The 26,792-nt window shown below is 57.5% G+C and carries 29 protein-coding genes and 1 tRNA gene; 16 read left to right on the top strand and 14 right to left on the bottom strand.

What is annotated here, in order from left to right; translation table 11 throughout:
* Window positions 1–15: 15 nt before the first annotated feature.
* Together KVQ82_RS22850 and KVQ82_RS22845 are read right to left on the bottom strand one after the other, a co-directional pair.
* Window positions 16–489, bottom strand: a complete 474-nt coding sequence (locus tag KVQ82_RS22850; protein ID WP_108181946.1) for a peroxiredoxin — start codon at window positions 487–489, stop codon at window positions 16–18.
* Between the two features lie 10 nt (window positions 490–499).
* On the bottom strand, window positions 500–1,060 hold the full coding sequence (locus tag KVQ82_RS22845; protein ID WP_007963284.1) for a glycine cleavage system protein R: 561 nt from the start codon (window positions 1,058–1,060) through the stop codon (window positions 500–502).
* 325 nt (window positions 1,061–1,385) lie between these two features.
* Here KVQ82_RS22845 and dapA point away from each other — a divergent pair, with 325 nt between their 5' ends.
* From dapA to KVQ82_RS22820, 5 genes are all read left to right on the top strand, one after another.
* The gene (dapA, locus tag KVQ82_RS22840; protein WP_047292292.1) at window positions 1,386–2,264 is read left to right on the top strand and encodes a 4-hydroxy-tetrahydrodipicolinate synthase; all 879 of its coding nucleotides are present in this window, start codon (window positions 1,386–1,388) and stop codon (window positions 2,262–2,264) included.
* A gap of 17 nt (window positions 2,265–2,281) precedes the next feature.
* The gene (gene bamC / locus KVQ82_RS22835; protein ID WP_041070366.1) at window positions 2,282–3,397 is read left to right on the top strand and encodes an outer membrane protein assembly factor BamC; all 1,116 of its coding nucleotides are present in this window, start codon (window positions 2,282–2,284) and stop codon (window positions 3,395–3,397) included.
* A gap of 4 nt (window positions 3,398–3,401) precedes the next feature.
* Complete coding sequence (locus tag KVQ82_RS22830) at window positions 3,402–4,163, top strand: MBL fold metallo-hydrolase (RefSeq protein WP_041070364.1); 762 nt, start codon at window positions 3,402–3,404, stop codon at window positions 4,161–4,163.
* 28 nt (window positions 4,164–4,191) lie between these two features.
* A complete protein-coding gene (gene purC, locus KVQ82_RS22825; RefSeq protein ID WP_007963288.1) occupies window positions 4,192–4,905 on the top strand; it encodes a phosphoribosylaminoimidazolesuccinocarboxamide synthase in 714 nt (237 codons plus the stop codon).
* A gap of 84 nt (window positions 4,906–4,989) precedes the next feature.
* Window positions 4,990–5,079 (top strand) — tRNA-Ser (locus KVQ82_RS22820).
* Window positions 5,080–5,430: 351 nt separating this feature from the next.
* Here the strand turns inward: KVQ82_RS22820 and KVQ82_RS22815 are convergent.
* From KVQ82_RS22815 to KVQ82_RS22775, 9 genes are all read right to left on the bottom strand, one after another.
* A complete protein-coding gene (locus KVQ82_RS22815; RefSeq protein WP_222016031.1) occupies window positions 5,431–6,987 on the bottom strand; it encodes a glycosyltransferase family 39 protein in 1,557 nt (518 codons plus the stop codon).
* A complete protein-coding gene (rffA, locus tag KVQ82_RS22810; protein WP_222016029.1) occupies window positions 6,981–8,111 on the bottom strand; it encodes a dTDP-4-amino-4,6-dideoxygalactose transaminase in 1,131 nt (376 codons plus the stop codon). The genes KVQ82_RS22815 and rffA overlap by 7 nt, the downstream gene beginning before the upstream one ends.
* Window positions 8,112–8,201: 90 nt before the next feature.
* The gene (locus KVQ82_RS22805; protein ID WP_222016028.1) at window positions 8,202–8,576 is read right to left on the bottom strand and encodes an EamA family transporter; all 375 of its coding nucleotides are present in this window, start codon (window positions 8,574–8,576) and stop codon (window positions 8,202–8,204) included.
* Window positions 8,576–9,499 carry a hypothetical protein gene (locus tag KVQ82_RS22800; protein ID WP_222016025.1) on the bottom strand — a complete coding sequence of 308 codons (924 nt, stop codon included), beginning with the start codon at window positions 9,497–9,499 and terminating at the stop codon, window positions 8,576–8,578. Before KVQ82_RS22800 ends, KVQ82_RS22805 begins: the two co-directional genes overlap by 1 nt.
* Window positions 9,496–10,161: an acetyltransferase gene (locus KVQ82_RS22795; protein WP_222016023.1), complete on the bottom strand. Its 666-nt coding sequence runs from the start codon at window positions 10,159–10,161 to the stop codon at window positions 9,496–9,498. The genes KVQ82_RS22800 and KVQ82_RS22795 overlap by 4 nt, the downstream gene beginning before the upstream one ends.
* Complete coding sequence (locus tag KVQ82_RS22790; protein WP_222016021.1) at window positions 10,161–10,793, bottom strand: class I SAM-dependent methyltransferase; 633 nt, start codon at window positions 10,791–10,793, stop codon at window positions 10,161–10,163. The genes KVQ82_RS22795 and KVQ82_RS22790 overlap by 1 nt, the downstream gene beginning before the upstream one ends.
* Entirely contained in the window at window positions 10,774–11,703 is a 930-nt protein-coding gene (locus KVQ82_RS22785) for a glycosyltransferase family 2 protein (protein WP_222016019.1), read from the bottom strand. Before KVQ82_RS22785 ends, KVQ82_RS22790 begins: the two co-directional genes overlap by 20 nt.
* On the bottom strand, window positions 11,703–12,395 hold the full coding sequence (locus KVQ82_RS22780; RefSeq protein ID WP_222016017.1) for a WbqC family protein: 693 nt from the start codon (window positions 12,393–12,395) through the stop codon (window positions 11,703–11,705). Before KVQ82_RS22780 ends, KVQ82_RS22785 begins: the two co-directional genes overlap by 1 nt.
* Before the next feature lie 586 nt (window positions 12,396–12,981).
* Window positions 12,982–13,173 (bottom strand): DUF1508 domain-containing protein, encoded by a 192-nt coding sequence (locus tag KVQ82_RS22775; protein WP_041070360.1) that lies wholly within the window; start codon window positions 13,171–13,173, stop codon window positions 12,982–12,984.
* A gap of 276 nt (window positions 13,174–13,449) precedes the next feature.
* Here KVQ82_RS22775 and KVQ82_RS22770 point away from each other — a divergent pair, with 276 nt between their 5' ends.
* The 6 genes from KVQ82_RS22770 to KVQ82_RS22745 all read left to right on the top strand — a co-directional run bounded on the left by KVQ82_RS22770 (window position 13,450) and on the right by KVQ82_RS22745 (window position 19,138).
* The gene (locus KVQ82_RS22770) at window positions 13,450–14,415 is read left to right on the top strand and encodes a glycosyltransferase family 2 protein (RefSeq protein WP_222016015.1); all 966 of its coding nucleotides are present in this window, start codon (window positions 13,450–13,452) and stop codon (window positions 14,413–14,415) included.
* A gap of 3 nt (window positions 14,416–14,418) precedes the next feature.
* Window positions 14,419–15,129, top strand: coding sequence for a bifunctional 2-polyprenyl-6-hydroxyphenol methylase/3-demethylubiquinol 3-O-methyltransferase UbiG (locus KVQ82_RS22765; RefSeq protein WP_222016014.1), 711 nt, complete (start codon window positions 14,419–14,421; stop codon window positions 15,127–15,129).
* Window positions 15,126–15,512: a GtrA family protein gene (locus KVQ82_RS22760; protein ID WP_108184368.1), complete on the top strand. Its 387-nt coding sequence runs from the start codon at window positions 15,126–15,128 to the stop codon at window positions 15,510–15,512. Before KVQ82_RS22765 ends, KVQ82_RS22760 begins: the two co-directional genes overlap by 4 nt.
* Complete coding sequence (locus KVQ82_RS22755) at window positions 15,509–17,593, top strand: DUF6311 domain-containing protein (RefSeq protein ID WP_222016012.1); 2,085 nt, start codon at window positions 15,509–15,511, stop codon at window positions 17,591–17,593. The genes KVQ82_RS22760 and KVQ82_RS22755 overlap by 4 nt, the downstream gene beginning before the upstream one ends.
* Before the next feature lie 88 nt (window positions 17,594–17,681).
* Entirely contained in the window at window positions 17,682–18,602 is a 921-nt protein-coding gene (locus tag KVQ82_RS22750; RefSeq protein WP_041070352.1) for a LysR substrate-binding domain-containing protein, read from the top strand.
* A 170-nt stretch (window positions 18,603–18,772) separates the two neighbouring features.
* The gene (locus KVQ82_RS22745) at window positions 18,773–19,138 is read left to right on the top strand and encodes a 5-carboxymethyl-2-hydroxymuconate Delta-isomerase (protein ID WP_222016010.1); all 366 of its coding nucleotides are present in this window, start codon (window positions 18,773–18,775) and stop codon (window positions 19,136–19,138) included.
* Window positions 19,139–19,141: 3 nt separating this feature from the next.
* Here KVQ82_RS22745 and KVQ82_RS22740 read toward each other — a convergent pair whose 3' ends face one another.
* Window positions 19,142–20,077: a LysR family transcriptional regulator gene (locus KVQ82_RS22740; protein ID WP_086792009.1), complete on the bottom strand. Its 936-nt coding sequence runs from the start codon at window positions 20,075–20,077 to the stop codon at window positions 19,142–19,144.
* Between the two features lie 200 nt (window positions 20,078–20,277).
* Complete coding sequence (locus KVQ82_RS22735) at window positions 20,278–21,459, bottom strand: cyanate transporter (protein WP_222016008.1); 1,182 nt, start codon at window positions 21,457–21,459, stop codon at window positions 20,278–20,280.
* Between the two features lie 269 nt (window positions 21,460–21,728).
* Here KVQ82_RS22735 and rnd point away from each other — a divergent pair, with 269 nt between their 5' ends.
* From rnd to KVQ82_RS22720, 3 genes are all read left to right on the top strand, one after another.
* On the top strand, window positions 21,729–22,862 hold the full coding sequence (rnd, locus tag KVQ82_RS22730; RefSeq protein WP_041070344.1) for a ribonuclease D: 1,134 nt from the start codon (window positions 21,729–21,731) through the stop codon (window positions 22,860–22,862).
* Window positions 22,859–23,152 (top strand): YcgL domain-containing protein, encoded by a 294-nt coding sequence (locus KVQ82_RS22725; protein ID WP_003222599.1) that lies wholly within the window; start codon window positions 22,859–22,861, stop codon window positions 23,150–23,152. Before rnd ends, KVQ82_RS22725 begins: the two co-directional genes overlap by 4 nt.
* A gap of 118 nt (window positions 23,153–23,270) precedes the next feature.
* The gene (locus KVQ82_RS22720; protein WP_041070342.1) at window positions 23,271–24,203 is read left to right on the top strand and encodes a D-2-hydroxyacid dehydrogenase; all 933 of its coding nucleotides are present in this window, start codon (window positions 23,271–23,273) and stop codon (window positions 24,201–24,203) included.
* Between the two features lie 81 nt (window positions 24,204–24,284).
* On the opposite strand, the gene KVQ82_RS22715 is transcribed toward KVQ82_RS22720, so the two are convergent.
* A complete protein-coding gene (locus KVQ82_RS22715; RefSeq protein WP_047292309.1) occupies window positions 24,285–24,878 on the bottom strand; it encodes a nitroreductase family protein in 594 nt (197 codons plus the stop codon).
* A 165-nt stretch (window positions 24,879–25,043) separates the two neighbouring features.
* On the opposite strand from KVQ82_RS22715, the gene KVQ82_RS22710 reads away from it, so the two are divergent.
* Together KVQ82_RS22710 and KVQ82_RS22705 are read left to right on the top strand one after the other, a co-directional pair.
* The gene (locus KVQ82_RS22710) at window positions 25,044–25,493 is read left to right on the top strand and encodes a YcgN family cysteine cluster protein (protein ID WP_086792005.1); all 450 of its coding nucleotides are present in this window, start codon (window positions 25,044–25,046) and stop codon (window positions 25,491–25,493) included.
* Between the two features lie 36 nt (window positions 25,494–25,529).
* Window positions 25,530–26,759 (top strand): hypothetical protein, encoded by a 1,230-nt coding sequence (locus KVQ82_RS22705; protein WP_222016005.1) that lies wholly within the window; start codon window positions 25,530–25,532, stop codon window positions 26,757–26,759.
* Window positions 26,760–26,792: the final 33 nt, after the last annotated feature.

Genomic DNA, 26,792 nt, shown 5'->3' with positions numbered 1-26,792 from the left:
TTGATCTTTTGATCTTCAGGCTTTATTCAGCGCCTGAGCTGCAGCCAGCACCGCATCCACATGCCCCGGCACTTTCACACCGCGCCATTCCTGACGCAGCACACCGTCCTTGTCGATCAGGAATGTGCTGCGATCGACGCCCAGGTATTCCTTGCCGTACAGCTTCTTCAGCTTGATCACGTCGAACAGCTGGCAGACGGCTTCGTCCTTGTCGCTGATCAGCTCGAACGGAAATTCCTGCTTGCACTTGAAGTTCTCGTGGGACTTCAGGCTGTCGCGGGAAATCCCGAAGATTTCCGTGTTGGCAGCCTGGAACGCCGCGTACTGGTCACGAAAACCCTGGCCTTCGGTGGTGCAGCCCGGGGTGCTGTCCTTCGGATAGAAGTAGATCACCACTTGCTTGCCCTTCAAGGCAGACAGACTGATGGTCTGCCCGCTGGTGGCAGGTGCTTCGAAATCCGCAACGGGTTGGTCGATGACAACGGCCATGAAAGCTTCCTTACATTGGGTTTTGTGGGCGCCAAGGCTCGATGAGGGCATCCAGGTTCATCGCGTCGGCGAAATCCAGGAACTGGTCGCGCAGCCAGCTGATCTGGGTGCCGGCCGGCAGTGTCACGGTAAAGGTGGCGTTGAGCATGGTGCCGCCGGTCTGCGGGGCCTGATAGGTATCGCAGGTCAGGTTTTCCAGCTCGACGTTGTGGTCCATGAAAAACTGGCACAGCTCATTGATGATGTCCGGGCGATACGCCGAGCTGACATAAGCTACATAAGGCAGCGCCTGCGGGCGATTTTCCAGCGCCGCACTGCGTACCACGTTGACGGTGAAGGCGTGGCGCTTGGCCAGGGTCGGCAGGCTGCCTTCGAGGCGGGCCAAGGCGTCCCAGCTACCGGAAATTTCCAGCACCAGGGCACTGCACTCGCCGTGGCGGGTCAGGCGGGACGTGACGACGGCGCAGCGATTTTCATGGCTGGCGCGGCACAGGACGTTAGTCAGCTCCATGGGGTTGGCGCCAAGGGCACTGATGACAAGGAATTGTTCGCGAACTGTGGGGGTGGACATGCAGCATTCCTAAAGCGATGAGCGGTCGGTAGGTCGATGGGCGTTGGCCGTCGGGATGCGTCTGCGCGTGCCCGTTCAGAAAGCCCCGGACCCTGGCTCGCCATTCGCTCCAATAAAGGCGGAACGTGCAGCTGCGACACTGGAACGGGGCCTGGGAGGCCGAAAGGGGAGGCTGGTACCCGGCGTACAAGCTGATCTGTACCGATCAAAGTCTGAAGGGTAGCGAAAACCGACGCCAAGGGGAATGGCGGCGCAGTACTTCGCTTGTGCAAGCATCTTGGCGCCAGTACCATTACCGCTCTCTTTTTCCGGCAGGAGCGGTTTCATGATTGCGGGCAGTATGGTGGCACTGGTCACTCCCATGGATGCACAAGGGCGTCTTGACTGGGACAGCCTCAGCAAACTCGTGGACTTCCATCTCAAGAACGGCACCCATGCCATTGTCGCGGTCGGTACTACCGGCGAGTCGGCAACCCTTGATGTAGAAGAACACATCGCCGTCATCAAAGCCGTGGTCAAACAGGTCGCAGGCCGCATCCCGGTGATCGCCGGTACCGGTGCGAATTCGACCCGCGAAGCCGTCGAGCTGACCCGCAACGCCAAGGAAGCCGGCGCCGACGCCTGCCTGCTGGTCGTGCCGTACTACAACAAGCCGACCCAGGAAGGCCTGTACCAGCACTTCAAGCACATTGCCGAAGCCGTCGACATTCCACAGATTCTCTACAACGTTCCCGGCCGCACCTCCTGCGACATGCAGGCCGAGACGGTGATTCGCCTGTCCACCGTGCCGAACATCATCGGCATCAAGGAAGCCACCGGCGACCTGAAACGCGCCAAAGCCATCATCGACGGCGTGAGCAAGGATTTCATCGTGCTGTCCGGCGATGATCCGACTGCGGTCGAGCTGATCCTGCTGGGTGGCAAAGGCAACATATCCGTAACAGCCAACGTCGCCCCGCGCGAAATGGCTGACCTGTGCGAGGCCGCGTTGAAAGGCGACGCCGATACCGCACGGGCAATCAATGAAAAACTGATGCCGTTGCACAAGGACCTGTTCATCGAAGCCAACCCGATTCCGGTGAAGTGGGCTTTGGTTGAAATGGGCTTGATGCACGAAGGCATCCGCCTGCCGCTGACCTGGCTGAGCGCTCCTTGTCATGAAACGCTTCGCACGGCCCTGCGCCAGTGCAGCGTCCTGGTTTAATTGAGGAAGTACAACGCATGAAGCGAATGGCCGGACTTTCCGCACTTGCCTTGATTATCTCCAGCACCAGTGGCTGCGGATGGGTCTGGGGCCCGGAAGGTTATTTCCGTGACCGTGGTAGCGATTACCTGGAAGCGCAACAGACTGCACCGATGCAACTGCCACCGAATGTCAGCACCTCCAAGCGCCTCGACCCGCTGTTGCCGATCCCGCGCAACGTGGCCGATGACACTGCCAAGGGCGAATACGTGGTGCCGCGTCCACAACCGCTGACCGCGATTGCCGATGCAACCGACTACTCGCTGCAGAAGAGCGGTGACTCGCGTTGGGTCGTGGCCCAGCACCCACCGGCCGAAGTCTGGCCAGTGGCGGTGCAGTTCTTCCAGGACAACGGTTTCCGTCTGGATGAACAGCGTCCGCAAACCGGTGAATTCACCACCACCTGGCAGCATTCTGACGAGCTGTCCGCCGCCATGGCCAAGCGCCTGAGCGCAGCGGGTGTCGGCGCCGACAGCGAAACCCGCGTGCGGGTGCGCATCGAGCCGGGCGTGCAGCGCAACACCAGTGAAATCTACGTGGTCAGCGCCGAGCGTCCTGCCGGCAGCACCGCTGACGTCGATTTCACCAACCGTTCGGTCAACACTGGCCTGGACGCCGCGCTGGTCGACGACATGCTGGCGAGCATGAGCCGGACCTCCGAAAAGGGTGGTTCGGTGTCGATGCTGGCTTCGCGTGATTTCGATACCCCAAGCCGTGTCAGCCTCAGCGAAGACGGTAGCGGCAACCCAGTGTTGAACGTCGGTCCGGATCTGGATCGTGCCTGGTCGAGCGTCGGTCGTGCGCTGGAGCAAGGTCAGTGGCGCGTTGAAGACATCAACCGCAGCCTGGGCCTGTACTACATCAACCTGGCCGAAAAAGCCGAGAAGAAAGACGAGAAGCCTGGTTTCTTCAGCAGCCTGTTCGGCAGTGCGCCGACCAAAGAGGAAGTTGAAGCCCGCGCCGAGCGTTATCAGGTTCGCCTGAGCAAGGTCGGTGAAAACGTTCAGGTAACCGTCGAGAAGAACATCAACACCGTTGCGCCGGCCGATGTGGCCCGCAAAGTGTTGAGCGTGATTCAGGACAACCTGGGCTGATCACATGCGCTTTGCCGTTCTCGGCAGCGGTAGCCAAGGGAACGGCACGCTGATCGCCAGCGCTGATACGTATGTGCTGGTGGATTGTGGTTTTTCCCTGCGGGAAACCGAAAAACGCCTGTTGCGCCTGGGTGTGAACCCGGCGCAATTGAGCGCGATACTCGTAACCCACGAACATGCCGACCACGTGCATGGCGTGGGTTTGCTGTCTCGGCGCTACAATCTGCCGGTCTACCTCAGTCGCGGCACACTGCGCGGGATGCGCAAACCGATCGAACCCGCAGGCTTTCTGGCCGGCGGCGAGCAGTTGCAGATCGGCGCTCTGAACATCGGGGTCATTGCCGTGGCCCATGATGCGCAAGAGCCGACTCAGTATGTATTCAGTGACAACGAGCAGCGGCGCTTCGGCCTGCTGACCGACCTGGGTTCCTACTGCGAGCGGGTGCTGGACAGCTATCGGGATCTCGATGCATTGATGATCGAGTCCAACCATTGTCGCGACATGCTGGCACGTGGTCATTACCCGTACTTTCTCAAGCAGCGGGTGGGCGGCGAGCTGGGACATTTGAACAACCATCAGGCGGCATTCCTGGTGGCCGAGTTGGGGTGGCAGGGCTTGCAGCATCTGGTTCTCGCCCACCTGAGCAGCAAGAACAACCTGCCGCAGCTGGCCCGGCAATGTTTTGTCGACACCCTCGGGTGCGACCCGGACTGGCTGCAACTGGCCGATCAAGATTCAGGGCTAGACTGGCGCCATATCGCCTAGCCCATCTACTTAGCAAGCGGAGCCCATCATGGAAAAACGTGAAGAACTCTACCGCGGCAAAGCCAAATCGGTTTACAAGACCGATGACGCTGACCGCTTGATCCTGCTGTTTCGCAACGACACCTCGGCGTTCGACGGCAAGCGCATCGAGCAGCTCGACCGCAAAGGCATGGTGAACAACAAGTTCAACGCCTTCATCATGCAAAAACTCGAAGCGGCCGGCATCCCGACCCAATTCGACAAACTGCTGGGCGACAACGAGTGCCTGGTGAAGAAGCTGGACATGATCCCGGTCGAGTGCGTCGTGCGTAACTACGCCGCTGGCAGCCTGGTAAAACGTCTGGGCGTCGAAGAGGGCATGAAGCTCAACCCGTACACCTTCGAACTGTTCCTGAAGGACGACGCCAAGGGCGACCCGTTCATCAACGAATCCCACGTCGTGGCATTCGGCTGGGGCACCGCCGAGCAACTGGCGCGCATGAAAGAACTGTCGCTGAAGGTCAACGAAGTCCTGAGCAAACTGTTCGACGACGCAGGCCTCTTGCTGGTGGACTTCAAGCTTGAATTCGGCGTGTTCAGCGACGGCTCGATCGTCCTGGGCGACGAGTTCAGCCCGGACGGCTGCCGTCTCTGGGACAAGGACACCAAGAAGAAGATGGACAAAGACCGCTTCCGTCAGGGCCTCGGTGACGTCATCGAAGCTTACGAAGAAGTCGCCAATCGTCTGGGTGTACCGCTTTAATCGACGCAAGCATCTGATAGCACGGAGAAAATTTTCGAAAGAGGGTTTGCTTTCGGCAGAAGTGTTGTTATGATGCGCGCCGTTGGAGAGATGCCAGAGTGGCCGAATGGGACGGATTCGAAATCCGTTGTACCTTCACCGGTACCTAGGGTTCGAATCCCTATCTCTCCGCCATTATTGAACAAGACAAAGCCCCCGTAATCATTGCTGATTACGGGGGCTTTTTCGTTTTCGGTCGCCAGGATTCGTGTTGTGCGGGCTGATGCCTCCAGGCTTTGACTTTATGCCGATCGGGATGGGCCTGTAGGCGCTCTGGCGGCGTCTACAGGGGCTGAGCGGATCGATCCGGGTCGTATCAATATTGGTAAGACGCATGGGTGAGCAGCCCGGAAGGGGGGGGGCTTGGGCTGCTATAGCTTGCACTTACGAGGGGGGGGGCAACCAGAGTGGCTCTGGCTGCTGTCTCCGATAACGGTTATACAATTCTCGTCGATTTTTTGCGTTAGTCACCGCTTACCGAGTGAGTTACTTGCATTGCGAATCCACGTGGCTGGCCAGTTTATAGATCGTTCCACCAAACGTTCCGTAGGACTTTTCTGGCGAATTGGCAATGGTCGCAACGGCTCCGTAGAGCCTGGAGCCTTCAACCGCCTCCTTGATGGTTTCTGAGCCCGGTAGGTCTGTTCTGGTGGTGGTCATGAGGATGTCGGGCGGACAGGACTCCAGAGCGCGTTGCAAGGCGTGTGCATTGAACCCGTACCTGATTGCCATGGCATTCAGGTGATCTGATTTGTATGCGGGGGGCATTAGCCCTGTCAAAGGGTAGAGGGAAAACATAAAGCCGCTGATGCTTAGTGTACTTCCAGGTGGAGCGGCTTTCAGGATGGCATCGGCGGCCAGTAAATAGTTGGACTGGGCAACCGCTTCAGGTCTCCATGCCGTGTTGGCTATGCCTGCAAGATTTTCCTTGGTGCCTGACCAGATGTTGGAGAGCAGAACAAATTTGGGCCAAAGCAGAGGCACGCACGCCGCAATTAATCCTGCTGAGATTACGACTCTCACTTTTTCAGGTTGCGGGCTGATCAGGTAATGCCAGGCCAGTGCGCAGATACCCGCCAAGCCTGGAAGGCAGACAGCGAAGTGGTAGGGAAAACCTATTTTTGTAATGGGTTCCAGCAAGGGGACGGCTGCAATGGCGACCCAAAATAATAAGCGATTCAAAGATGCTGAGCTTCGCTGATGCACGGTATGCACAATCAGTCCGAAAGCTGCGGCCCCTGTAATGCCGAGTGCGATACCTGCCTCTTTGGCTGAAGCAGTGCCATTTGAAATCAGCAGAGGGATCGTCTGATCTTTCATTGAGGCATAAAAGTCACCGGCATGTACGTACGCGTCAAGGAACGCCTGCATTCCACCGCGCGAAATCAGTACCGCGCCAATGATGATGGCACCTGTCAGTACACCACCCATGGAGAATCTGGTAAGTGTTCGCCAGCCATGGGTGATCAGGATGCTGATTGCCCCGACGACCACGAACGGTATGAACGTTTCTCGAAGCAAAACCGAGATCGCGCTCAATCCCCCGATCCAGAGCCAGGACGGCGAGTCCTTCGATATGTTTCGAGCCCATAGCAGTGCGATGAACAGTGGGATATAGGCCGAAAATATGCTGTTCTTGAATCCTGATTGAATGAACAGAGGCTGATTCATCAAAAAGAGGAATATAGCCGCTATCAGCGTGGCTCCCAGTCGGCTCTGTGATTGCTGTTCGATTACTTTGTAAAAGAGCAGCCCGGCCACCAAGGCGACAATCAAATCGACGAGTCGCAGAAACATCAGATGATTGACTGACAAATCAAAAACCCAAGATAGGAGCATTGGGTAAAGCATCAATGTCCCTGAATCGGGTAGCCCATGTCCGGTGGACAAGCTTGCAAAAATGATCTGCGAGAAATAGGCAAATACACCTTCATCTGTGGAAGGCAATGAGCCTAGAACGCTAAGTCGCGGCAACCCTGTCGCCAAGATAACGACGAACCAGCAAAGGGCCTGCTGGCTTGATTTGGTGCAATGACTCAGCATGAAAGCATCTCTACGACTTTGATTTGCTGGGCTTCAGTGATACCGACCCAAAGTGGCAGGCGAACCAGGCGTTCGGACTGGTCATCGGTGACTTCCAGGCTGCCATGTGTGCGGCCGTATCGCCGGCCCGCAGGAGATGAATGCAGGGGAACGTAGTGGAAGACCGAACTGATCTCCTGGCTCCTGAATTTCTCAAGGACAACTTGGCGATCAATGTCGGGTGCCAGCAACACGTAATACATATGAGCGTTATGTTGGCATTCTTGAGGAATTATCGGGCGTCGCAGAATGCCGCGCGCCTCCAGAGGCGCCAGTAATTCGTGGTAGCGGTTCCAGCTGGCAAGGCGCGTCTGAGTAATGCGATCAGCTTCCTCCAGCTGTGCCCAAAGAAACGCAGCGATCAATTCCCCGGGAAGAAAAGAAGAGCCGACTTCTTGCCAGGTGTATTTATCGACTTCGCCTCTGAAGAAACGGCTGCGGTCTGTACCCTTTTCACGAATGATCTCGGCGCGCAACGCCATCTGTGGATCGTTGACCAGAAGAGCGCCACCCTCACCGGAAATCACATTTTTGGTCTCATGGAAGCTGTAGGCGCCCAAGTCACCGATGCCACCCAATGCGCGCCCCTTGTACGTAGCCATTACACCTTGAGCTGCATCCTCAACTACTTTGAGATCGCGTCGCCGGGCGAGTGTCATGATGCTGTCCATCTCGCAAGCGACGCCAGCGTAATGGACTGGGACGATGGCTTTGGTTCGATCAGTGATGGCTGACTCAATTAGATTTTCGTCGAGGTTCAGGGTGTCTTTGCGGATATCGACAAAGACTGGGACGCCCCCTCGCAAGACAAAGGCGTTTGCGGTGGAAACAAATGTGTAGGAGGGCATGATGATCTCATCCCCTGGCTCAATATCCAGAAGCAGCGCAGCCATTTCCAGGGCAGCGGTGCATGAGTGGGTCAGCAGGGCTTTGCTGCAACCAGTTCGCTGCTCCAGCCAGTTGTGACAGTGCTTCGTAAACGGTCCGTCACCGGCCAAGCGGCCATTGAAGTGAGATTCGGCAATGTAATAAAGCTCCTTCCCGGTCATGTGTGGCCAGTTGAATGGAATCTTGTTTTTGCTCATTTTGAATTCGCTCCGATCTCAAAGATGCACAGTACTGGCCAGCTTTGAATGAAAACTGGGAAGGCCGCCTGATTAGGGGGCAGTGGGGTGTCATCCACGAGCAGCCACCACTGTGCCTATGACAATAAGAGAAACCCCTATTACTTTTTGTAGAGTCATGGGCTCGCTTAAAATCCATGTCCCCAGAATAAGCACGACAACAAAGTTAATGCTCATGAACGGGTAGGCGTGGCTCAAGTCGAATTTCGACATGGCAGCCATCCAGGTGATGGAGGCGAGGAAACCCGCTAAAAAACCGGAAAATACACCAGGGTCCATTAGTAAGTGGACCATGAACTTGAGTTTTCCGAAAAGATCTTCCGGCAAGGCGCCAAAGCGTGAAATTCTCCATTTCAGCATTAGTTGCCCGTACACAGTAAATATAATTGTGGCGAATATATAAAGGTAGTCGAGCAAGCGAGCCATTAATTGCGCTCCAGAATAGCTAGCCCGAATCCGGATTTTCCGTAGCCATTGCCGTTATACAACATGTATCTTTTTCCCTTGTGATCGAACACAAACGGGTACTCAATCATTTCGGAGTCCCAGCCCTCCGACGATGCGTCAATGCTGACTTCATTCAGTGCGAGTCGCCATTGAGTGCCTGCATCAGTAGTTGCATATCCGATACGATACTTTTCGCCGTTTCCACTGCGATATGAAAACCACATTTCCAGTCCGCCCAGAGGGTTTTTTGCAATGGTGGGGCGAGAAAAAGCCTGCGCGACTCCCACTTCAAAAGGGATTGCCAGGCCGTTACGGTGCCAGTTATCACCGTCATTGGAGTGAGCCGAGTTGATGATGTGGATCATTTCACCATTGCCGGAATCCCAGGTTCTGGTCGATCCATACCACATGTCAAAGCCACCATCGGGATTTTCGACCACCCAGGGATAGGACAGGCTGATGGGATCGGTCTCATCGATGCCCATGAACGGAGTATCGCGGTCAATGCTCAGTGTGGCGTCTGAGTTGACAATCAGTCTGCCGACATCCCCTCGCCAGTGTTGCTGTCCGGACGATTGCCAGCCCATGAAAAGCATGTACCGAACGCCGTCGACCGTGTAGCAGTTGCCGATGCTCACGCCGTCGGCATAGAAACTTCCCTTTGGACCATGCTCGAAAAACGGTAGAGGGTGTTCCTTGACAACTTTTAACTGTTCGATATCGATGTCAACGGCACCGACGGAGGAGCGATTTTGGCTATCCCTCCCGCTGAAAAAAACTCTAAAAGTATCATCGTGCAAAAATACCGGAAGCGGATTGGCTGCATGAGATAGCAACTTCGGATGACGGTTTTCGCCTTCGACGGTAAACAGTCGTCCGAGTTTTCGCCATGTCGGTTTCATAATTTTCTCAACTTACTGCTTGGCACTCTTGAGCGCTCGGTGGCTTGACCGATATATACACCTTCCGCCTCTGCGTCTGCCAAGAGCAATGTGCCTGCGCCTATCACGCATTTGTCCTCTACCTTTATATGGTCGCGCAGTGTTGCGTTGACACCAATAAAACACTGCTCGCCAATATGAACACCGCCTGAAATTACTACATGCGAGGCGATAAAAGTATGGTCCTGGATCGTGGAGTGATGGCCGATATGGTTGCCACTCCAGAGCGTGATGTTATTGCCGATTGACACGAAAGGCTGGAGGGTGTTGTCTTCAAGAATAAAACAGTTGTCGCCGATAAGCCCCTCGTTGAGTACAGTTGCACGACTGCTGATGTAATTGGCGAGAGTATAGCCGAGCACCTTGGCTGCCAGATATTTCTCTTTACGCACCGCGTTGAGTTTGGAGTAGCTCAAGGCGATGAACATGTCATGGGTTTCTACTGGGTAGCGGGAAAGAATATCTTCAAATGCAACGACTGGCAGCCCGCAAAAAGTAGGAGCTTGAATATACTCGCTGTCGACTGTGAAGGCGACTACTTCAAAGGAGGAGTCTGTGCTGAAATAAAAATGTGCCAGTTGAGCAATATCGCCTGATCCAAATATTACTAGTTTTCTTTTCATCACGTCTTCCTTACCAGAATGGTGAATTCATAAAGTCCATAGTCATGGAGCAAGGCGACCTGTCGGGAATAGCGGCGTTTGCACAAATCAAATAACAGGCAAGGGTCGGAGTAGTACAGGTCGTCGCGCTTTTTATCTTCGTCGGAGTATGAAGTCAGGCAGTTGAAGGCGAAGCCGTAACGACTTGCTTTATCCATTACATCCAAGGTGTTTTCAAGGTAGGCCCGCCACTCTGCGTCGGACCGTCCCAAGCGAACATTGAAGATCCCACTGGCAACAATATAGTCCATCAGGCTGTCAGGTTCGGATGCGGTAATGAATCGCGCTGCCTGCATTTTTGCATAGCGTTGTTTGGCGACATTGATCATGTCGCTGGAAACGTCGATGCCAAGGTACGAAAATGAGTGGCATTGTTTATTCAGGTAGTCAACAAGTGCGCCGTATCCGCAGCCAAGATCACCGATTGAGAACGCCTGCGGATCATTGATTATTTTGCACAGTTGTTCGAATCGAAGCGCCTGGCCCTGTTCACCGTTCCAGTCAACTCCATTTGGGGTTTCGCCATGTAGTGCGAGCTTTTTCGAGTAGTAACTTGCTACTTCGTCGAGCAATTCAATCTTGTCGTTTTGCATAAATTTGCCTCACGATGGTGTAGGGGCGCTGTTTCGACTCGGAAAAGATCTTCGAAAGATAGATGCCCACGACGCCAATAAACGAGATGACCATGCCGCCAATTAGCCAGATGGACGCCATGACTGACGTCCAGCCACTCATCGGCGTCGCCAGCACTAGCCAATGAAGGATCAGATAAGCAATATAAAGGACAGCAAAAAAAGAAATAGAAATGCCAATATAGAAGATGCCAACCAGCGGGGCATTACTGAACGAAGTCACAGAGTTAACCAATACAGACATTTTTCGTCTGAAGGTATAAGTCGTTTGACTGGTGTTGCCTTTTTTTACCGTTTGCGCTTGCTGGTTAAAACCGGTGATATGCCAAAGTCCTGCCATGAATACTTCACGCTCCTCATGGCGTAGCAAGGCATCCACATAGCGACGAGTCATCAGTCTGGCGGTGATGATGTTTTCCGGCAGTGCCAACCCTGTCAGCGCTTGAAAGAAGCGATAGAACCAGCGGCCGCTCCAGCGTTCGAACCAACCACCCTTGCGTTGCTCCTGTACGCCATAGACCACATCACAGGATTGCTGTTGAAGCTGCTCGGAAAAGCTGGTCAAGTATTCAGGCTCCTCCTCCAGATCGCTGTCTATCAGGAAAACTTTCTCTCCATTGGCGTGTGCCAACCCAGTCATCATTGCTTTGTGATGACCGAAATTACGTGACAGGTCAACCAATACAACATGGTGATCTCGCTCGGTAAGAGAGATAGCAATGTCAAGGCTGTTGTCGGGGGAACCGTCATTCACCAAGACGATTTCATAGTCTTCCCCTACAAGGCTTATTGCCGCAGCGCTGGCACGTGAATAAAACTCTTCTATATAGGCCGCAGATTGATAAAGGGTGGCGACGATCGAGAGCTTCATCAATTAACATGCCTCATCTGGCGATGGGAATTTTCCCCGCAGTTAAATAATAAGTCGAGAATCGTAACGCCATGGGTGAACTCTCCCCATAACTGTGGGTACTCCGGGTAGCCAGCGTAGTCATACCAAGTGAGCTTTATATTTCGCGTGTCGAAAATCTGTTCATCGATATAATTTCTGGCCGCCGGGCCGGAGATGTATTCGGTGCCTCCTGCCTGAGCACAGAGGTCGGCAAGACGCTCGGTTTTGCCTTCGATTAACGTGTAGTCGGAGGAGCGAGTGAGCGTGGTTGTTATTTTAAGGTAATCGCAGATGGCCTGGATAAAGTTCTGGTTAAGTTCGGAAATAGTGGCGTAGGAATTGCTCAGATATAGTGGCTCAAGCCATTCGGCAATTTCCTGGAAGTGGGGCGCACGACTGTAGTTTTGAAGCAGGGATCTCCAGTGAATGGCGGCCCATTCGTTTCCATCAATTTCAGTGTCCTTGATTTTCTGGTGGTATTTTCCTTTCACCAGAACGGGCACTGTTAGCCACTGAACACCTTGAGGCGTTTTGATCTGATTGCGGTTTCGCCAGTCACGACGCGTATATTGCATGTCGTCAAATAGAATAAATTCATCTACCGATGCGATCATGTCAAAATACCCTTTCCAAGGTATGTAGTTAGATTGGAGTATCGCAACTTTTTTCAAAGTATCATTCCTTGGTTTCGATGAGGCTTGCTTGAATGATTCGGCTGATGTGAAATAATAAAGAATGGACTTTTTGCAAGTTAATAGAAAACAAACTATTGGTAGTGCTGTTTCTCCACTTCTTGACGCAGGCATGTTAATCCGCGAAGGAGGAGGCGTCACCCTTTTCGTCGAGATTTTTTCCCTGGAGCATCGCTGGAGAAGGGAGGGCGTGAGCAGTCAGAATGCATTCTCCGACCTCGGGCAGGGCAGGTCGTCCTACCCTGCCCGGGGGGCGTTGAAGCCGGGCACGCCTCGCTCTGGGGGGCGCTACTATCTAGTGGATTTGGAAAGCAAGTTGGGTCGTGGGGAAAGTGACTTCGTTGCAGTAAAACTCAGCTTGTTATGGCTATAAGCAGTTCGACATGTTGATTGTATTGAAGGCATTTTTTGTAGAAAACCCCAGTGCAAAAGGCTGGGGCTTTCTGTTCAGCAGGCGCTGGACCATTCCCATGATCGGGCGGTCATAGTCGGAATTATCCGCCTTGTCATTGCATGTCTATTGCATTCGGCTTGTTGTTCTTGGGCACCTGGCAGAGTTTCTGATTCAGATTTCCTTCACCGGCGTATCGCTCTGCACACCCTTGATCAACTCGATCACATGTAAACAGTCAGCTTTGTTCACATAGGACTCGCCACTGGCAACCGTCTCGTGGTTTCCCGCCCGCAGCCGCCAGCGCCATTGGCCTTTGCCGGTGCTCGGGGTGCCTCGGGATTGCCTGTAGATCTCGAAATACATTCAGTTCGCTCCTTGCGATGGTGTTTGCGACAACCTGTGTGTCGCATCGACGCAAGCCTAGCGGAGCGAGTTTTTTTCGCTATCGGGCATTTGTTTCCAATCGTTGGCAGATGTTTCTGAGGAGTGCGGGCTAGAGCGTGCGCAATGGCGTCTGGATTGGCCGGAATGTCGCCATTTGCGCCTTGCAAGGTTAACGGCGCTACTGCTTAATACGGGACGGCTCATGGCGTCGAAAATGCTTCGACGACCGACAAACACTATAAAAAGAGCATTCCCTTGACTGAGCATGGAACAGCACAGGCCACACGGGTCACGTTATCGCTGATTATCCCGGTTTTTAATGAGGAGGACAGTCTCGACGCGTTCATTCTGCGCATCGACGAAGTCTTCCGGCAGCAGACCTCGATTGCTCTAGAGCTGGTGTTCGTCAATGACGGCAGTACCGATGCCACGCTTGAGGGGCTGCTGGAACGGCAACGGCACGACTCGCGTCTGCGCATCGTCGATCTGAGCCGTAACTTCGGCAAAGAGGCCGCCTTGTCCGCTGGCCTCCAGATCGCCACCGGGCAGATCGTTGTCCCCATCGATGCCGACCTGCAGGACCCGCCCGAAGTCATTCTGCAAATGATCGAGCGCTGGCGCGAAGGCTATGAAGTCGTGCTCGGCCACCGCATCAGTCGCCGCAGCGACACCTGGGCCAAGCAGACTTCCGCCCACTGGTTCTATCGCCTGCACAACAAGATCGCCGAGCAACCGCTGCCTGAAAACGTCGGTGATTTCCGCCTGATGGACCGTTGCGTGGTCGACGCCTTGCTGACCTTGCCCGAGTCTCGGCGCTTCATGAAAGGCCTGTTTGCCTGGGTCGGGTTTCGCACCACCCATGTGGATTACGAGCGGCCCGAACGCGTGGCGGGGCAGAGCAAGTTCAACGGCTGGCGGCTGTGGAATTTTGCCCTGGAGGGCATCACCAGTTTCAGTACCGAACCGCTGCGAATCTGGACTTACATCGGCGCGGCGGTGTCGCTGGTCTCGTTTGCCTTCGCCATTTTTATTGTGGTGCGCACGCTGATCCACGGCGTCGACATGCCCGGTTATGCCTCGTTGATGGTGGCTGTGACGTTCCTCGGTGGCCTGCAGTTGATCGGCATCGGCGTACTCGGCGAGTACCTGGGGCGCACTTACATCGAATCCAAACGCCGGCCGGTTTTTCTGGTGCGTCGCGTCTATGACCCCAAGGACTGATACATGGATCTCAAGGAAACCGACATCCTCGGCGACAGCATCGGCGAGCATTGGTATTACTGCTCCAAAGCGGCGGCAACGCGTCGCCTGCTCGGTGAGGCACCGATCACGCGGATTCTCGACGTGGGCGCCGGATCGGGTTTTTTTTCGCATCATCTGTTGACCCAAACCTCGGCGCAGGAGGCGTGGTGCGTTGACATCAGTTACCCCGCCGATTCCGATGCGAGCACTGCCGGCAAACCGGTGCATTATCGCCGCGATATCGACGCCGTCGACGCGGATCTGGTGCTGCTGATGGACGTGCTGGAGCATGTCGACGACGACCTCGGCCTGCTCAAGGCTTACGTCGATAAAGTGCCGTCCGGCAGCCGTTTTCTGATGACCGTGCCGGCGTTTCAGTTTCTGTGGAGCGGGCATGACGACTTCCTCGAACACAAACGCCGCTACACCCTGGCGCAGTTTGAAGCCCTGGCCCGTGACGCCGGCTTGACTGTGCAGCGCGGTGCCTACTTTTTCGGTGCGGTTTTTCCGATCGCGGCGGTCTTGCGTTTGCTGCCCCAAGGCCCGCAGGCCGCCGCGCCGCAGTCTCAACTCAAACGTCATCATCCGTTGGTCAACGGCGTGCTCAAGACCCTCTGCCGCCTTGAACTGCCGCTGATGGGCATGAACCGTCTGGCCGGTCTGAGCGTGTTTGTGCTGGCGTGCAAACCGTGACTTCAGCCGATAGATCGGCGTTGATCCAGCGCGGCTTGCGCTTTGCCGTGACCGGGCTGTTCGTCACCGCTCTGCATGCGCTGGTGGCGGTGCTGTTCATCAACTTCGTGGCCCCGCATCCGCCGTTGGCCAACGGTGTGGCATTCGCTGTGGCGACGGTGGTGTCCTACGTGATCAACACCACCTGGAGTTTCTCCGCGCGGCTGCATGGCAGAACATTGGTGCGGTTCATGCTGGTGTCCTTCGGCGGGTTCTTGCTGGCGATGTTCGTTGCGTGGGCAGCGCAATTGGCTGGACTGCACTATTTGCTGGGCATCGGTGCCGTGGCACTGATCATTCCGGCGTTCACCTTTGTGCTGCACAATTTCTGGACGTACCGATGAAAGGCTTGAACAAGCATCCGGCCTTGGCGCTGTTGCCAATCCTGCTGGGAGCGCTGGCGTTTTTTCTGGTGATCGGCCCGCGTGCCCTTGATCCGCAAAACATTGCCTGGCTCAAGGACGGCGACCCGGCGACGCATTACCTGGGCTGGGCGTTCTTTCGCCACTCGCCCTGGACCTTTCTGCTCGGGCTGAATCCGTCCTATGGAATGGAGTTGGGCAGTGCGATCATTTTTTCCGATTCCAATCCGTTACTGGCGTTGCTGTTCAAGCCGTTCAGTGCGTGGCTGCCGGAAACATTCCAGTACTTCGGCATGTGGTTGTTGCTGTGTTTCGTTCTGCAGGCCTGGTTTGCCTGGAAGCTGCTCGGACTGATCACCGACAATCCCGTGTTGCGCTTGCTCGGCACCGGGCTGCTGGTATTTTCGCCGCCGATGTTTCTGCGCACCGGTGGTCATCTTTCGCTGGCCGGGCACTTTCTGATTCTTGCGGCGCTGTACCTGGCGTTGCATCCGGCACTGCAGCGGCGGCGCCTGGCATGGGGCATGTTGCTGGCTGCGACAGCGCTGGTGCATGCCTACCTGTTGGGGATGGTGGCGCTGATCTGGGTGGCTGATCTGCTTGGCAAGCTGCGGGGCGGCAAGCTGATCCGCCGTCAGGTCCTGATCGAGCTGGGCAGTTTGTTCGCACTGGTGAGCGTGTGCTGTTGGCAGGCGGGTTATTTCAGTATTTCCGGTGGCGCGGTGAGCGGTGGTTTCGGCTTTTATCGAATGAACCTGCTGTCGCTGGTGGATGCGGACGGTTGGTCTTACATGTTGACTAACATTCCCACAGCCGGCGGCGATTACGAAGGCTTCAATTATCTGGGGCTTGGCGTGCTGTTGCTGGTGCCCTTGGCCTTGATTGGCGGGTACCGCAGCGGCATTTCGCTGAAGGCACTGGTGAGCCGTCGTCCGTTGCTGTTCTGGGCGTTGATCGGGTTGACCTTGTTCGCGCTGTCGAACCATATCGGCGTCGGCCTGCAGACCTTCAGTTATCCGTTACCGAAGTTTGTGGTGAAGCTTTCGAATATTTTTCGTGCCTCGGGTCGGATGTTCTGGCCGGTGTTTTACGTCATTGTGATATTGCTGACTTATCTGGTGGTGCGCGGCTATCGAACGCGAGTCGCCATGGGGCTGCTGGCGCTGGCGTTAATGGTGCAAGTCACCGACACCCGGATTGCCTGGGCAGGTTTGAGAGCAGCGAAAATGCTGCCCGAAGCGTCGGCCTGGGCCAGCCCGATGCATGATCCGTTCTGGGCCAGTGCGGCGGCGCACTACAAGAGCATCCGTGCCGTGATGCCGAAAAATCAACCGGACCAGTGGCAGGCGATTGCCGATTTCGCCGCCACCCATGGGCTGAAAACCGATGCCGCCTACCTGGGGCGTACGAGCCCCCAAGCCCTGGAAAAGCTGCAGCGCACGACGCAAAGCCAACTTGCCAATGGCCAGTACGACCCCGACTCGCTGTACATCCTTGATGACGATGCGCTGATGCTGGCGGTAAAAAGCATTCGCAGCGACAGCGATCTGTTGACCCGGGTCGACGACTTTGTCGTGCTGGCTCCTGGCTGGAAACACTGTGATCAATGCCTGGCGATGGTCGATCAGGGGCGAGCGCTGTCGCCGATACCCTTGAGCCAGCCGGGGCTGGTGCAGACGTTCAACCGCAGTACTCGACAACTGGTCAAAGGCTGGTCCACACCGGAAGCCTGGGGCACCTGGAGTGACGGACAGGATGCGCAACTGCTGCTGCGCGTGGCCCCCGGGTCGCATGCGCTGGTGATTGAGGCGCTGGCGTTTGCCATGCCGCCGAACCTCAGTCAGCGGTTGATCGTCAGCATCAATGGCGTCGAGGCGTTGTCGACGCGTCTGACCCAGGTGCAGGGTAATCGGCTGGAAATTCCGCTCAGCGCGGCGCAGGTCGCCGAGGAGTATCTGAATGTCCAGCTGCATCTGCCAGATGCGGTCAGCCCGAAAAAACTCGGCTTCAATGACGATGCGCGAGTCATGGGGCTGGGATTGCAAACCCTGACGGTGCAGTGAAATTGTCGAACAAACCGCCAATCGTCTGATAGACGCCGATCCCAAGGACTTCATACACTGCCAGCAGTCTGGGGATCGGGGGCAATGGATGAATCGAAATGAACTACGCAAGGCCGACATCAACCTGATGGTGGTGTTCGAGACCTTGATGCTCGAACGCAACGTGACCCGGGCGGCGGAGAAGCTGTTTCTCGGCCAGCCGACCATCAGTTCGGCGCTCAATCGCTTGCGCGCGATGTTCAATGACCCGCTGTTCATCCGCGTCGGCCATCGCATGGAACCGACCGCCCGCGCCGAAGAGTTGTTCAGGTATCTGTCGCCGGCGCTCGACTCGCTGTCGGTGGCGCTGAGCCTGACCCACGACTTCGACCCCGCCGTGAGCAACATGACGTTCCGTATCGGCCTGTCCGATGATGTCGAGTTCGGCCTGTTGCCGCCGCTGTTGCGGGCATTGCGCCAAGAGGCGCCGAGCGTGGTGTTCGTGGTGCAACACGTCGACTACTGGCGCATTCCCGATCTGCTGGCTGCCGGCGACATTACCGTCGGCATCAGCCAGACCCGTGGCTTGCCGGCCAATGCCAAACGCAAGCTGCTGCGGCATATCCAGCCGAGCATCCTGCGTGCCGACGCCTCGGATTCGCCGCTGACCCTCGACGAATACTGTTCACGCCCGCACGTACTGGTGTCGCACACGGCCAACATCAGCGGCTATGCCGATGAGTGGCTGGCGGAAATCGGTCGCACCCGGCATGTGGTGTTGTCGGTGCCGCAATACAGTGCGCTGCCGGCGTTGCTCGCCGGTACCGATCTGATCGCCAGCCTGCCGGACTACACCGCCGAAGCCATGGCGGCTTCTGGTCGATTGTTCAAAGAACCGTTCCCGTTCAAGACCCCGATGCTGGATCTGTCGATGGTCTGGCTCAGCCATGTCGACAGCGATCCGGCCGAACGCTGGCTGCGTTCGCGGCTTGAGGCATTCATGAGCGAACGGCCACTGACCGCGCCCTGAATTCCACCACAAATCTCCCCTGTGGGAGCGAGCCTGCTCGCGAAAGCGCAGTGTCAGACAATATTGATTTGACTGAGACGTCCTCATCGCGAGCAGGCAAAAACCCGCACGGGAGCAGGGCAATGCTGTGGTATATGTACGACCTTTCTGCCGACTGACTGGAGCACCCCATGCCACATCTGCACATGGAATACACCGCCAACCTGCCGCAATTGAACGCGGATGTGGCGTTGATCCGGCTCAACAACACGCTGGTGGGTTCCGGTCAGTTCGCGGCGGAGTTCGATATCAAAAGCCGGGCGGTGAAGGTCGAGACTTTCAAGGTGGGCACCGGCATGGGCGAACGCGCCTTTGTCCACGTGAAGCTGGCGCTGCTCAGCGGTCGTTCGCCGCAAATCAAGAAGCAGCTCTCGGAAAGTCTGTTGGCGGTGTTGCAGGATCTGTGCGAGTGGCCGGATGGGGTTGAAGTGCAGCTCTGTGTGGAGTTGCTCGATATCGACCGCGATTCCTACACCAAGACCGCCATCGGCGTGTAGGACTCAGGCCGCTTCCAGCTCACTGCAGACCTTGATCACCTGCTCGCGCAGCCAGACGTTGGCGCTGTCCTGATCGGCGTTCTGGCTCCATTGCATGTCGAGGGTGAACCCCGGCAGGCCGTTCGGCGCTTCGCAATGATTGAACACCGCGTCGTTGGTCAGCAGACGCTGGATGCGCCGGGGCAGGGTGAGGATGAAGTCGGTGCCGGTGATCATTTTCAGCGCCGCGCTGTAGCTGTTGGAGCGCGCAACGATCTGCCGTTTCTGCGCCTGGCGCGCCAGCCAGCCGTCGACCATGTTGGTGGTCGATGTCCACGGTGTCGGAAACACGTGTCGGCGCTCGGTGAAGGCCTGCAGGCTCAGACGCGGTTCCAGTGGTGTGGCGCGTTTGTCGAAGACGCAGACCAGATCGTCTTCCAGCAGCATTCGCGACTTGAGGTCGGTGTGGCTGCGGTGGAAGTTGGGGCCGAAACAGATCACCAGATCGAGGCTGCCGTCGCGCAGTTCGTCGGCGGGCACATCGGTCTCGAACTTGTGCATGTTGACCACCACCGGCAAATCGTCGAAGTCGAAACGCTTCAACAGGCGCGGCAACACCAGTTGCTCGAAGTATTCCGGCGCACAGATGTTGAAGGTTTTCGCTTGGTGGGTCGGGTCGAAGGCCGGGGCACCGGCGTGGCACAGGTTGATGCTTTCGAGAATTTTCTGCACATGGCCGTACATGGTGCCGGCCTTGTAGGTAGGGCGCATGCCTGTGCGGGTGTTGATGAACAGATCGTCTTCGAAACTGGTGCGCAATTTTTTCAGGCAGTAGCTGACAGTGGACTGGCTGACGCAGAGCGTCTCCGAGACATCCGTGACGCTGCTTTGCTCATACACGGCGATAAACACCATGAGGTCCTGCATGTCGAGCTTTCGAAGCAAGTTACTGTTCAGCATCCGTTCCGTCTCGCTGTGCTCCTTGCGCTGAATCCGCGCAAACGTGTGCGCATGATCGTAACGGAACGATGGTGCCAGGACAAAGCCTTGTAGGACGATTCAATGTCAGTTGTGGGACAGAAAGTTTTAGCAACACGACGTCGCCAGATAAACCGCAAAAAGATGGCAAGAAGCCTCTAGCCCGGCGATGGTATCTGGCTTCAACGGATGTGTCGGGCGAACTGCCGAGGGTCGAAACGCAGCACGATCAGCAACATCACCATCATTACCGCAGTCAGCGACCACCAGGCCCATTCGAAGCTGCCGAGCCGGTCGCGGATCATTCCGGCCAGCAGCGGCGAAAGCCCGGCGATCAAGTAGCCGATACCTTGCACGAATGCGGTCAGGCTGCCGGCGCGCTGCGGGTTGTCGAGGTGATCGAGTGAGACGATCAGGCTCATCGGGAACAAGCCGCCGATGCCCAGCCCCAACAGGCACGGCCACAGCAGGCTGAGGTGTTGCGGACTGAGGACCAGCCCGCAGAAGCCTGTAATGATCAGCAGCAGTAAAGCTGCCAGGACCGCGCGACGATCACGGCTGCGGTTGGCGATGGCCGGCGTCAGCAGCCCGGAAATGACCTCCATGGCGGTCAGAAAACCCAACAGTAGCCCGGCATCCTGTTCGTTCCAGCCTTGTTCCACGTAATACGGCGCCAGCCACGCGAGTACGCAGGTGTAGGACGCCGTGCCGAGGCCGAAGAAGATGGCGAGCAGCCAGGCACGGGAATTACGTGCGAAGGATTCTTTTCCTGCAGCGGTGTTCTGGATGGATGACGAGGGCGACTGTGTCCGCCAGACCAGCAACGCGAGCAAAGAAAGTGCCGCCCAGATCGCTAGCCCGATACGCCAACTGCCGGACTGCACCAGCACCAGCGGCGACAACGAGGCGGCCAGGGCGGCGCCGCCCATGATCGACGTGACATACAGGCCCATGCACAGCGCCACATGGTCGGGGAAGCGTGACTTGATCAGCGCCGGCATTAACGCCTGAATCAAAGCAATGCCAATCCCCGCCAGCACCGCGCTGCCAATCAACGGCGGCGCCGAATCGAGCCACAGCCGCGACAGCGTCGCCAGTCCGATAATCAGCAGCGACAGGATCACCGCGCGTTGCTCGCCCAAACGTCGACTGATGCCAATACCGAAAAACATCGCCAGTCCCATCGCCATCACCGGCAGCATGGTCAGCAGCGAAGCCAGGCTGAAACTCAGTGCAATGTCGCCGCGTATGGCCGACAGCAAGGGACCGACGGCGGCCATGGACGGGCGCAGATTCAGCGCGACGAGGATGATCCCGAACATCAGCCAGACAGCGGGGCGGGTGGTGGTGCGGACGTTTTCCATCGGCAGACTCTGGAGTGCGGAGGCCGCTGATTAGGCGGTGCGGCGCACTTATCGGCAAATCAGATTTCCCGAGCATTATTTAAAAACTAAATATCACTCTCCCCGTGTAGGAGCTGCCGCAGGGTGAGGTTCGGATTCATCTTGTTGATCACGCTGTCAGACTATTCTTTATCTCTGGCAGGATATTTCGTTACAGCTCTGGTCCTGCGCAGGCGCGTAAAACGCCGGCGGCGATATATACTGCGCGCCATTCTTCAAGGGAGAGCCGTGTGGCCATCGATATTCACTGGATTCGCGACAACGAAAGCCTCGCGCAGCTTTGCGCCGAGTGGCAGCAACTGCCGTTCGTTGCCCTCGACACCGAATTCATGCGGGTCGACACCTTCTACCCGATTGCTGGTTTGCTGCAGGTCGGTGACGGCAAACGCGCCTACCTGATCGATCCGCTGACCATCGACGCCTGGCAACCGCTGGCGGCGCTGCTGGAAAACCCGGCGGTGCTCAAAGTCTTGCACGCCTGCAGCGAAGACCTCGAAGTGCTGTTGCGTCTGACCGGCAGCTTGCCGGCGCCGTTGTTCGACACTCAATTGGCCGCGGCCTATCTGAACCTCGGGTTCTCGATGGGCTATTCGCGGCTGGTGCAGGAGGTGCTCGGTATCGAGTTGCCGAAGGGCGAAACCCGTTCCGACTGGTTGCAGCGTCCGCTGTCCGACACGCAGATCAGTTACGCCGCCGAAGACGCGGTGCATCTGGCGGAGGTTTTCGTACAACTGCGGCCGAAACTGTCTGACGATAAGTTTGCCTGGGTGCTGGAGGACGGCGCCGAACTGGTGGCCAACCTGCGCCGTGAAACCGACCCGTACGAGGTCTATCGCGAAGCCAAGTTGGCGTGGAAACTGTCTCGTGCGCAATTGGCGGTGCTGCGTGAGTTGTGCGCCTGGCGTGAAAAAGAAGCCCGCGCCCGTGATCTGCCGCGCAACCGCATCGTCCGTGAACACTCGCTGTGGCCGCTGGCCCGCACGCAACCGGACAACCTCGCCGCTCTGGGCAAGATCGAAGACATGCACCCGCGTACCGTGCGTCAGGACGGCCAGTTTCTGCTTGATCTGATCAAGCGCTCTGGCAGTGTGGGGCCTGATCAATGGCCGCCGGCGGTGCCGGAGCCGTTGCCGGTCGAAGCCGCTGCGCTGATCAAGCAACTGCGCGCCCTCGGCCAGGTCGAAGCCGAGCGTCTGGGCATCGCGCCGGAACTGATGCTGCGCAAGAAAACCCTCGAAGCGCTGGTTAAAAGCGGCTTCCCCGAGGGCCCTTATCAATTGCCTGAGTCGCTGCGTGGCTGGCGCCGCGAACTCATGGGCCAGAAGCTGCTCGACAGCCTGGCCACCGCCGGAGAACAGCCTTGAAACGTATTTGCTCCATTTACCAAAGTTCGAAGAAACCCGGGATGTATCTTTATGTGCTCAAGAGCGATGCGCTTGAGCGCGTGCCCGAGGCGCTGATGGCGGCCTTCGGCAAGGCGAAGCATTCCTTTGACCTGGTACTGACCCCCGAGCGCACACTGGCGCGCGAGGACATCACCGTGGTCCTGGAAAACCTCGACAAGCAGGGCTATCACCTGCAGATGCCACCGGCCGAGGACGAGTACATCGAACACCTGCCCGAAGAGTTGCTGCGACGCAACGACCCGGTCTGATCTGCGAGGCCCTGTTCTGGGCCTCTTGCCACCCTGGAACTGATTTTACGGCGACGACCGCCACGAAGGAGCACGGCTCTTTCGGCGGTTGCCTGCACGGTTTGCGAAAGGTTTGAAGATGCGCGTTCTGATTGCTGAACACGACCACGCGGTGTACGCCCGGCTACTGCGCCAGATGGCCCCCGAACTTGAAGTCCTGACCAGTGGCGACTCTGCCGAACTGGCGCGTCAGGCTGCCGATTGCCCGGTGTGGCTGGGGCAGCCGGACCTGTTGGCGACCCTGCTGCGTCAGGGCCACCAGCCGCAATGGCTGCAATCGACCTGGGCCGGCATCACGCCGCTGCTCGCTGATGGTCTGCGCCGCGATTACCGCCTGACCCGCGCGGTGGGGATCTTCGGTCAGGTGATGGCCGAATACGTACTGACCTACATGCTCGGTCACGAACGGGAAGTGCTGGCGCGCCTGGTCAGCCAGGTCGAGCGCAAGTGGGATAACCGCACCGGCCAGAGTCTGGTCGGGCGCAAGGTGCTGATCGTCGGGACCGGCGATATCGGTCAGAGTGTGGCGCAGTTCCTGCTGCCGTTTGGCGTCGAGTTGTACGGCATTGCCAGCAGCGCGCGTGAGCAGGCGCCGTTCATCGAAGTCGGTTCGATGGCCGATCTGCCACGGCTGGTGGGCGCGGTCGATTACGTGGTCAACCTGCTGCCGAACACTGCGCACACCCACGATATCTACGATGCGGCGCTGTTCAAGCAGTTCAAGCCGACCGGGTTGTTCATCAACGTCGGACGCGGCGTGGCGGTGGTGGATGCGGATCTGGTGGAAGCCTTGAAGGAAGGGCATCTGGCCGGTGCGGTGATCGACGTTTGCCGTCAGGAGCCGTTGCCGCAACGCCATCCGTTCTGGACTGCCTGGGGCCTGCTGCTGACTGGACACAGCTCGGCGCCGACGTCGCCGGCGTTGATGGTGCAGTTGTTCGTCGAGAACCTGAAGGCGTATCAGGCGGGAGAAGCGTTGCGCGGGGAAGTGGATTTCAACCGCGGTTACTGAGGTGTAATCAAAAGATCGCAGCCTTCGGCAGCTCCTGCATTGATCCCAGTAGGAGCTGCCGAAGGCTGCGATCTTTTGCGTTTAAAGGGTGAAGTTGCCTTCCGCCGCCAGCTCGCTCAGCGGACGACGCGGGCTCGGCTCCTCACGGGCCTGCAGGTACTCGGCCAGGGTCGCCTTGTCACCCAGCTTGCCGACAGCGACCGCCGCATGCAGCGCATAACCTTGCGGAATATTCAGCTCCTTGCGGGTCAGCTCCTGATCGAAACCGGCCATGCCGTGGGTGTGCCAGCCGCTGATGCTCGCCTGCAGCGCCAGGTGGCCCCAAGCGGAGCCGGTATCGAAGGTGTGCCACAGCGCCGGGGTCTCTTCGCTGGCACCGGGTGCGGTGAAGGTGGTTTTCGAAATCACGATCACCAGCGCCGAAGCGTGTTGCGCCCAGCTGCGGTTGAATTCATTCAGCAGCCCCAGGAAGCGTTCCCAGTTCGGCGTGTCACGGCGCGCATACAGAAAACGCCACGGCTGCGAGTTGTACGCCGAAGGCGCCCAGCGTGCGGCTTCGAAAAAACTCAGCAGGGTTTCTTCCGGGATCGCTTCGCCGGTGAAGGCACGAGGCGACCAGCGATCGGTGAACTGCGGGTGAATGGCGTAATCGGCAACGCGAGGGTTGGCACTCATCAAAAGATTCCTTGCTGTGTTTGCGTCATGAATTCGTGGCAAAACCCTACTGGGCGGCGATTCGGCTGACAAGCGCGATTTACCGACAGTCGCCAGCGCTTGGCCCGCAGGGCCTTGGGCACTAGACTGGCGGCCTTTTCACCACCTGATGTTGATGCTTGAGCCATGGCCGCCAAAGTCGAACCGTTCTGGAAACGCAAAACCCTCGAGCAACTGGATCACGAGGAATGGGAATCGCTGTGCGACGGCTGCGGTCTGTGCTGCCTGCAGAAACTCGAAGATGAAGAAGACAACAGCGTCTACTACACGCGCATCGCCTGCAAACTGCTGGACCTGAAGACCTGCCAGTGCAGCGACTATCCGAATCGCATCAAGTTTGTCCCGGACTGCATTCAGCTCACTCCGGGCCAGGCCGAATCATTTAAATGGCTGCCGCCGACCTGCGGTTATCGCCTGGTCAGCGAAGGCAAGGACCTGCCGCTGTGGCACCACTTGGTGTGTGGCGATCGTGACGCTGTGCACCATGAACGGATTTCCCAGTCCGGGCGTATGCTCGCCGAAGGCAGCGTGCCGGAGGATGACTGGGAAGATCACCTGATTTTCCGCGCCGGTTAAGCACCAAGGGTTTCCAGGATTCAACAAGGAGTGTGTATGGCTGGGGGATTGCTGCGGGCATTGCTGATGGCCCCGCTGGCGCTAAGCGCACCGGTGTGGGCGGCAAAGAAAGTCGATCTGGATTACCACGTGCGCCTGCTGCCGCAAAGCGATCAGGCCGAAGTGCGCCTGACCGTGGCCAAGGGCGAAGCGGTACGCAGCCTCGATTTTGACCTCGGTGATGGCAGCCACTACAGCGACTTCAAGGCCGATGGTCAGTGGCAATTGTCTCCGGGCAAGCATGCTCGGGGCCTCTGGCGTCCGAGCGGCGACAAGCCCAGCCTGACTTATCGCGTCAGCATCAGCCACGGCCGCAAGAGCGGCAGCTTCGACACGCGCATGACCCCGACCTGGGCGCTGCTGCGCGGTGATGATCTGGTGCCGCCCGCCAGGCTCGATCAGCAGGATGGCGTCGAGCTGGTGTCACGTCTGCAATTCGAACTGCCCAACGGCTGGCAAAGCGTCGAAACCGCCTGGCCGCGCATCGGCAAAAACACATTTCGCATCGACAACCCTTCACGCCTGTTCGACCGCCCGACCGGCTGGATGCTCGCCGGTCACCTCGGCAGCCGCCGCACGCGCCTGGGCGAAACCGAAGTCACCGTGGCTTCGCCGCAAGGGCAGGGCATGCGCCGCATGGATGTGCTGACGCTGCTGACGTTCGTCTGGCCGCAGGTGCAAGCGGTCTATCCCCGGCATCCGAAAAAACTGCTGATTGTCGGCGCCAACGACCCGATGTGGCGCGGCAGCCTCGGTGCACATGAATCGATCTATCTGAATACGCGTTTGCCGCTGGTCAGCGAGAGCGGCAGCAGTGCGCTGGTGCGTGAGCTGGCGCAGGTGTTCGGGCGCATCAACGATGAACATCGCAGTGACTGGATCAGTGAAGGCTTTGCCGAGTACTACGCGATCGAACTGGTGCGGCGTGCCGGGGGCATGAGCGATGAACGTTATCAGGCGTTGCAGGCGAAATTGACCCGGGACAGTCAGAAGGTGACGACGTTACGCGGCGAGCAGATCAGTGCGGCGCAGCTTGCAAAAGCGGTCATTGTCTTGCAGGAACTGGATCGCGAGATTCGCTTGAAGACGCGCAACAAGCGTTCGCTGGATGATGTGTTGCGCGGGGCGATGCATCTGGGGGCGGTGAGTACCAAGGAGTTTTTGCAACTGGCCGAGAGTGTTCTGGGTGAGTCTTCCAAAGTCCTCGATACCGTGTTACTCCAGTAAAGATCAAAAGATCGCAGCCTGCGGCAGCTCCTA

Origin of the sequence: Pseudomonas sp. AO-1 (assembly GCF_019775695.1) — a bacterium.
Classification (GTDB): domain Bacteria; phylum Pseudomonadota; class Gammaproteobacteria; order Pseudomonadales; family Pseudomonadaceae; genus Aquipseudomonas; species Aquipseudomonas parakoreensis.
Note: the sequence above shows the minus strand (reverse complement) of the source record. Positions and strands in the feature narration are given on the sequence as shown.

Bases quoted from the DNA above. Each gene is read 5' to 3' on its own strand.
- KVQ82_RS22750 (WP_041070352.1), top strand. From the start codon at position 17,682: ATGAATCGAAATGAACTACGCAAGGCCGACATCAACCTGATGGTGGTG.
- dapA (WP_047292292.1), top strand. From the start codon at position 1,386: ATGATTGCGGGCAGTATGGTGGCACTGGTCACTCCCATGGATGCACAA.
- KVQ82_RS22715 (WP_047292309.1), bottom strand. From the start codon at position 24,878: ATGAGTGCCAACCCTCGCGTTGCCGATTACGCCATTCACCCGCAGTTC.
- purC (WP_007963288.1), top strand. From the start codon at position 4,192: ATGGAAAAACGTGAAGAACTCTACCGCGGCAAAGCCAAATCGGTTTAC.
- KVQ82_RS22815 (WP_222016031.1), bottom strand. From the start codon at position 6,987: ATGCTGAGTCATTGCACCAAATCAAGCCAGCAGGCCCTTTGCTGGTTC.
- rffA (WP_222016029.1), bottom strand. From the start codon at position 8,111: ATGAGCAAAAACAAGATTCCATTCAACTGGCCACACATGACCGGGAAG.
- KVQ82_RS22790 (WP_222016021.1), bottom strand. From the start codon at position 10,793: ATGCAAAACGACAAGATTGAATTGCTCGACGAAGTAGCAAGTTACTAC.
- KVQ82_RS22710 (WP_086792005.1), top strand. From the start codon at position 25,044: ATGGCCGCCAAAGTCGAACCGTTCTGGAAACGCAAAACCCTCGAGCAA.
- KVQ82_RS22735 (WP_222016008.1), bottom strand. From the start codon at position 21,459: ATGGAAAACGTCCGCACCACCACCCGCCCCGCTGTCTGGCTGATGTTC.
- KVQ82_RS22830 (WP_041070364.1), top strand. From the start codon at position 3,402: ATGCGCTTTGCCGTTCTCGGCAGCGGTAGCCAAGGGAACGGCACGCTG.
- KVQ82_RS22765 (WP_222016014.1), top strand. From the start codon at position 14,419: ATGGATCTCAAGGAAACCGACATCCTCGGCGACAGCATCGGCGAGCAT.
- KVQ82_RS22740 (WP_086792009.1), bottom strand. From the start codon at position 20,077: ATGCTGAACAGTAACTTGCTTCGAAAGCTCGACATGCAGGACCTCATG.
- KVQ82_RS22755 (WP_222016012.1), top strand. From the start codon at position 15,509: ATGAAAGGCTTGAACAAGCATCCGGCCTTGGCGCTGTTGCCAATCCTG.
- KVQ82_RS22775 (WP_041070360.1), bottom strand. From the start codon at position 13,173: ATGTATTTCGAGATCTACAGGCAATCCCGAGGCACCCCGAGCACCGGC.
- KVQ82_RS22800 (WP_222016025.1), bottom strand. From the start codon at position 9,499: ATGAAACCGACATGGCGAAAACTCGGACGACTGTTTACCGTCGAAGGC.
- KVQ82_RS22845 (WP_007963284.1), bottom strand. From the start codon at position 1,060: ATGTCCACCCCCACAGTTCGCGAACAATTCCTTGTCATCAGTGCCCTT.
- KVQ82_RS22705 (WP_222016005.1), top strand. From the start codon at position 25,530: ATGGCTGGGGGATTGCTGCGGGCATTGCTGATGGCCCCGCTGGCGCTA.
- KVQ82_RS22785 (WP_222016019.1), bottom strand. From the start codon at position 11,703: ATGAAGCTCTCGATCGTCGCCACCCTTTATCAATCTGCGGCCTATATA.
- KVQ82_RS22795 (WP_222016023.1), bottom strand. From the start codon at position 10,161: ATGAAAAGAAAACTAGTAATATTTGGATCAGGCGATATTGCTCAACTG.
- bamC (WP_041070366.1), top strand. From the start codon at position 2,282: ATGAAGCGAATGGCCGGACTTTCCGCACTTGCCTTGATTATCTCCAGC.
- KVQ82_RS22850 (WP_108181946.1), bottom strand. From the start codon at position 489: ATGGCCGTTGTCATCGACCAACCCGTTGCGGATTTCGAAGCACCTGCC.
- KVQ82_RS22745 (WP_222016010.1), top strand. From the start codon at position 18,773: ATGCCACATCTGCACATGGAATACACCGCCAACCTGCCGCAATTGAAC.
- KVQ82_RS22720 (WP_041070342.1), top strand. From the start codon at position 23,271: ATGCGCGTTCTGATTGCTGAACACGACCACGCGGTGTACGCCCGGCTA.
- KVQ82_RS22805 (WP_222016028.1), bottom strand. From the start codon at position 8,576: ATGGCTCGCTTGCTCGACTACCTTTATATATTCGCCACAATTATATTT.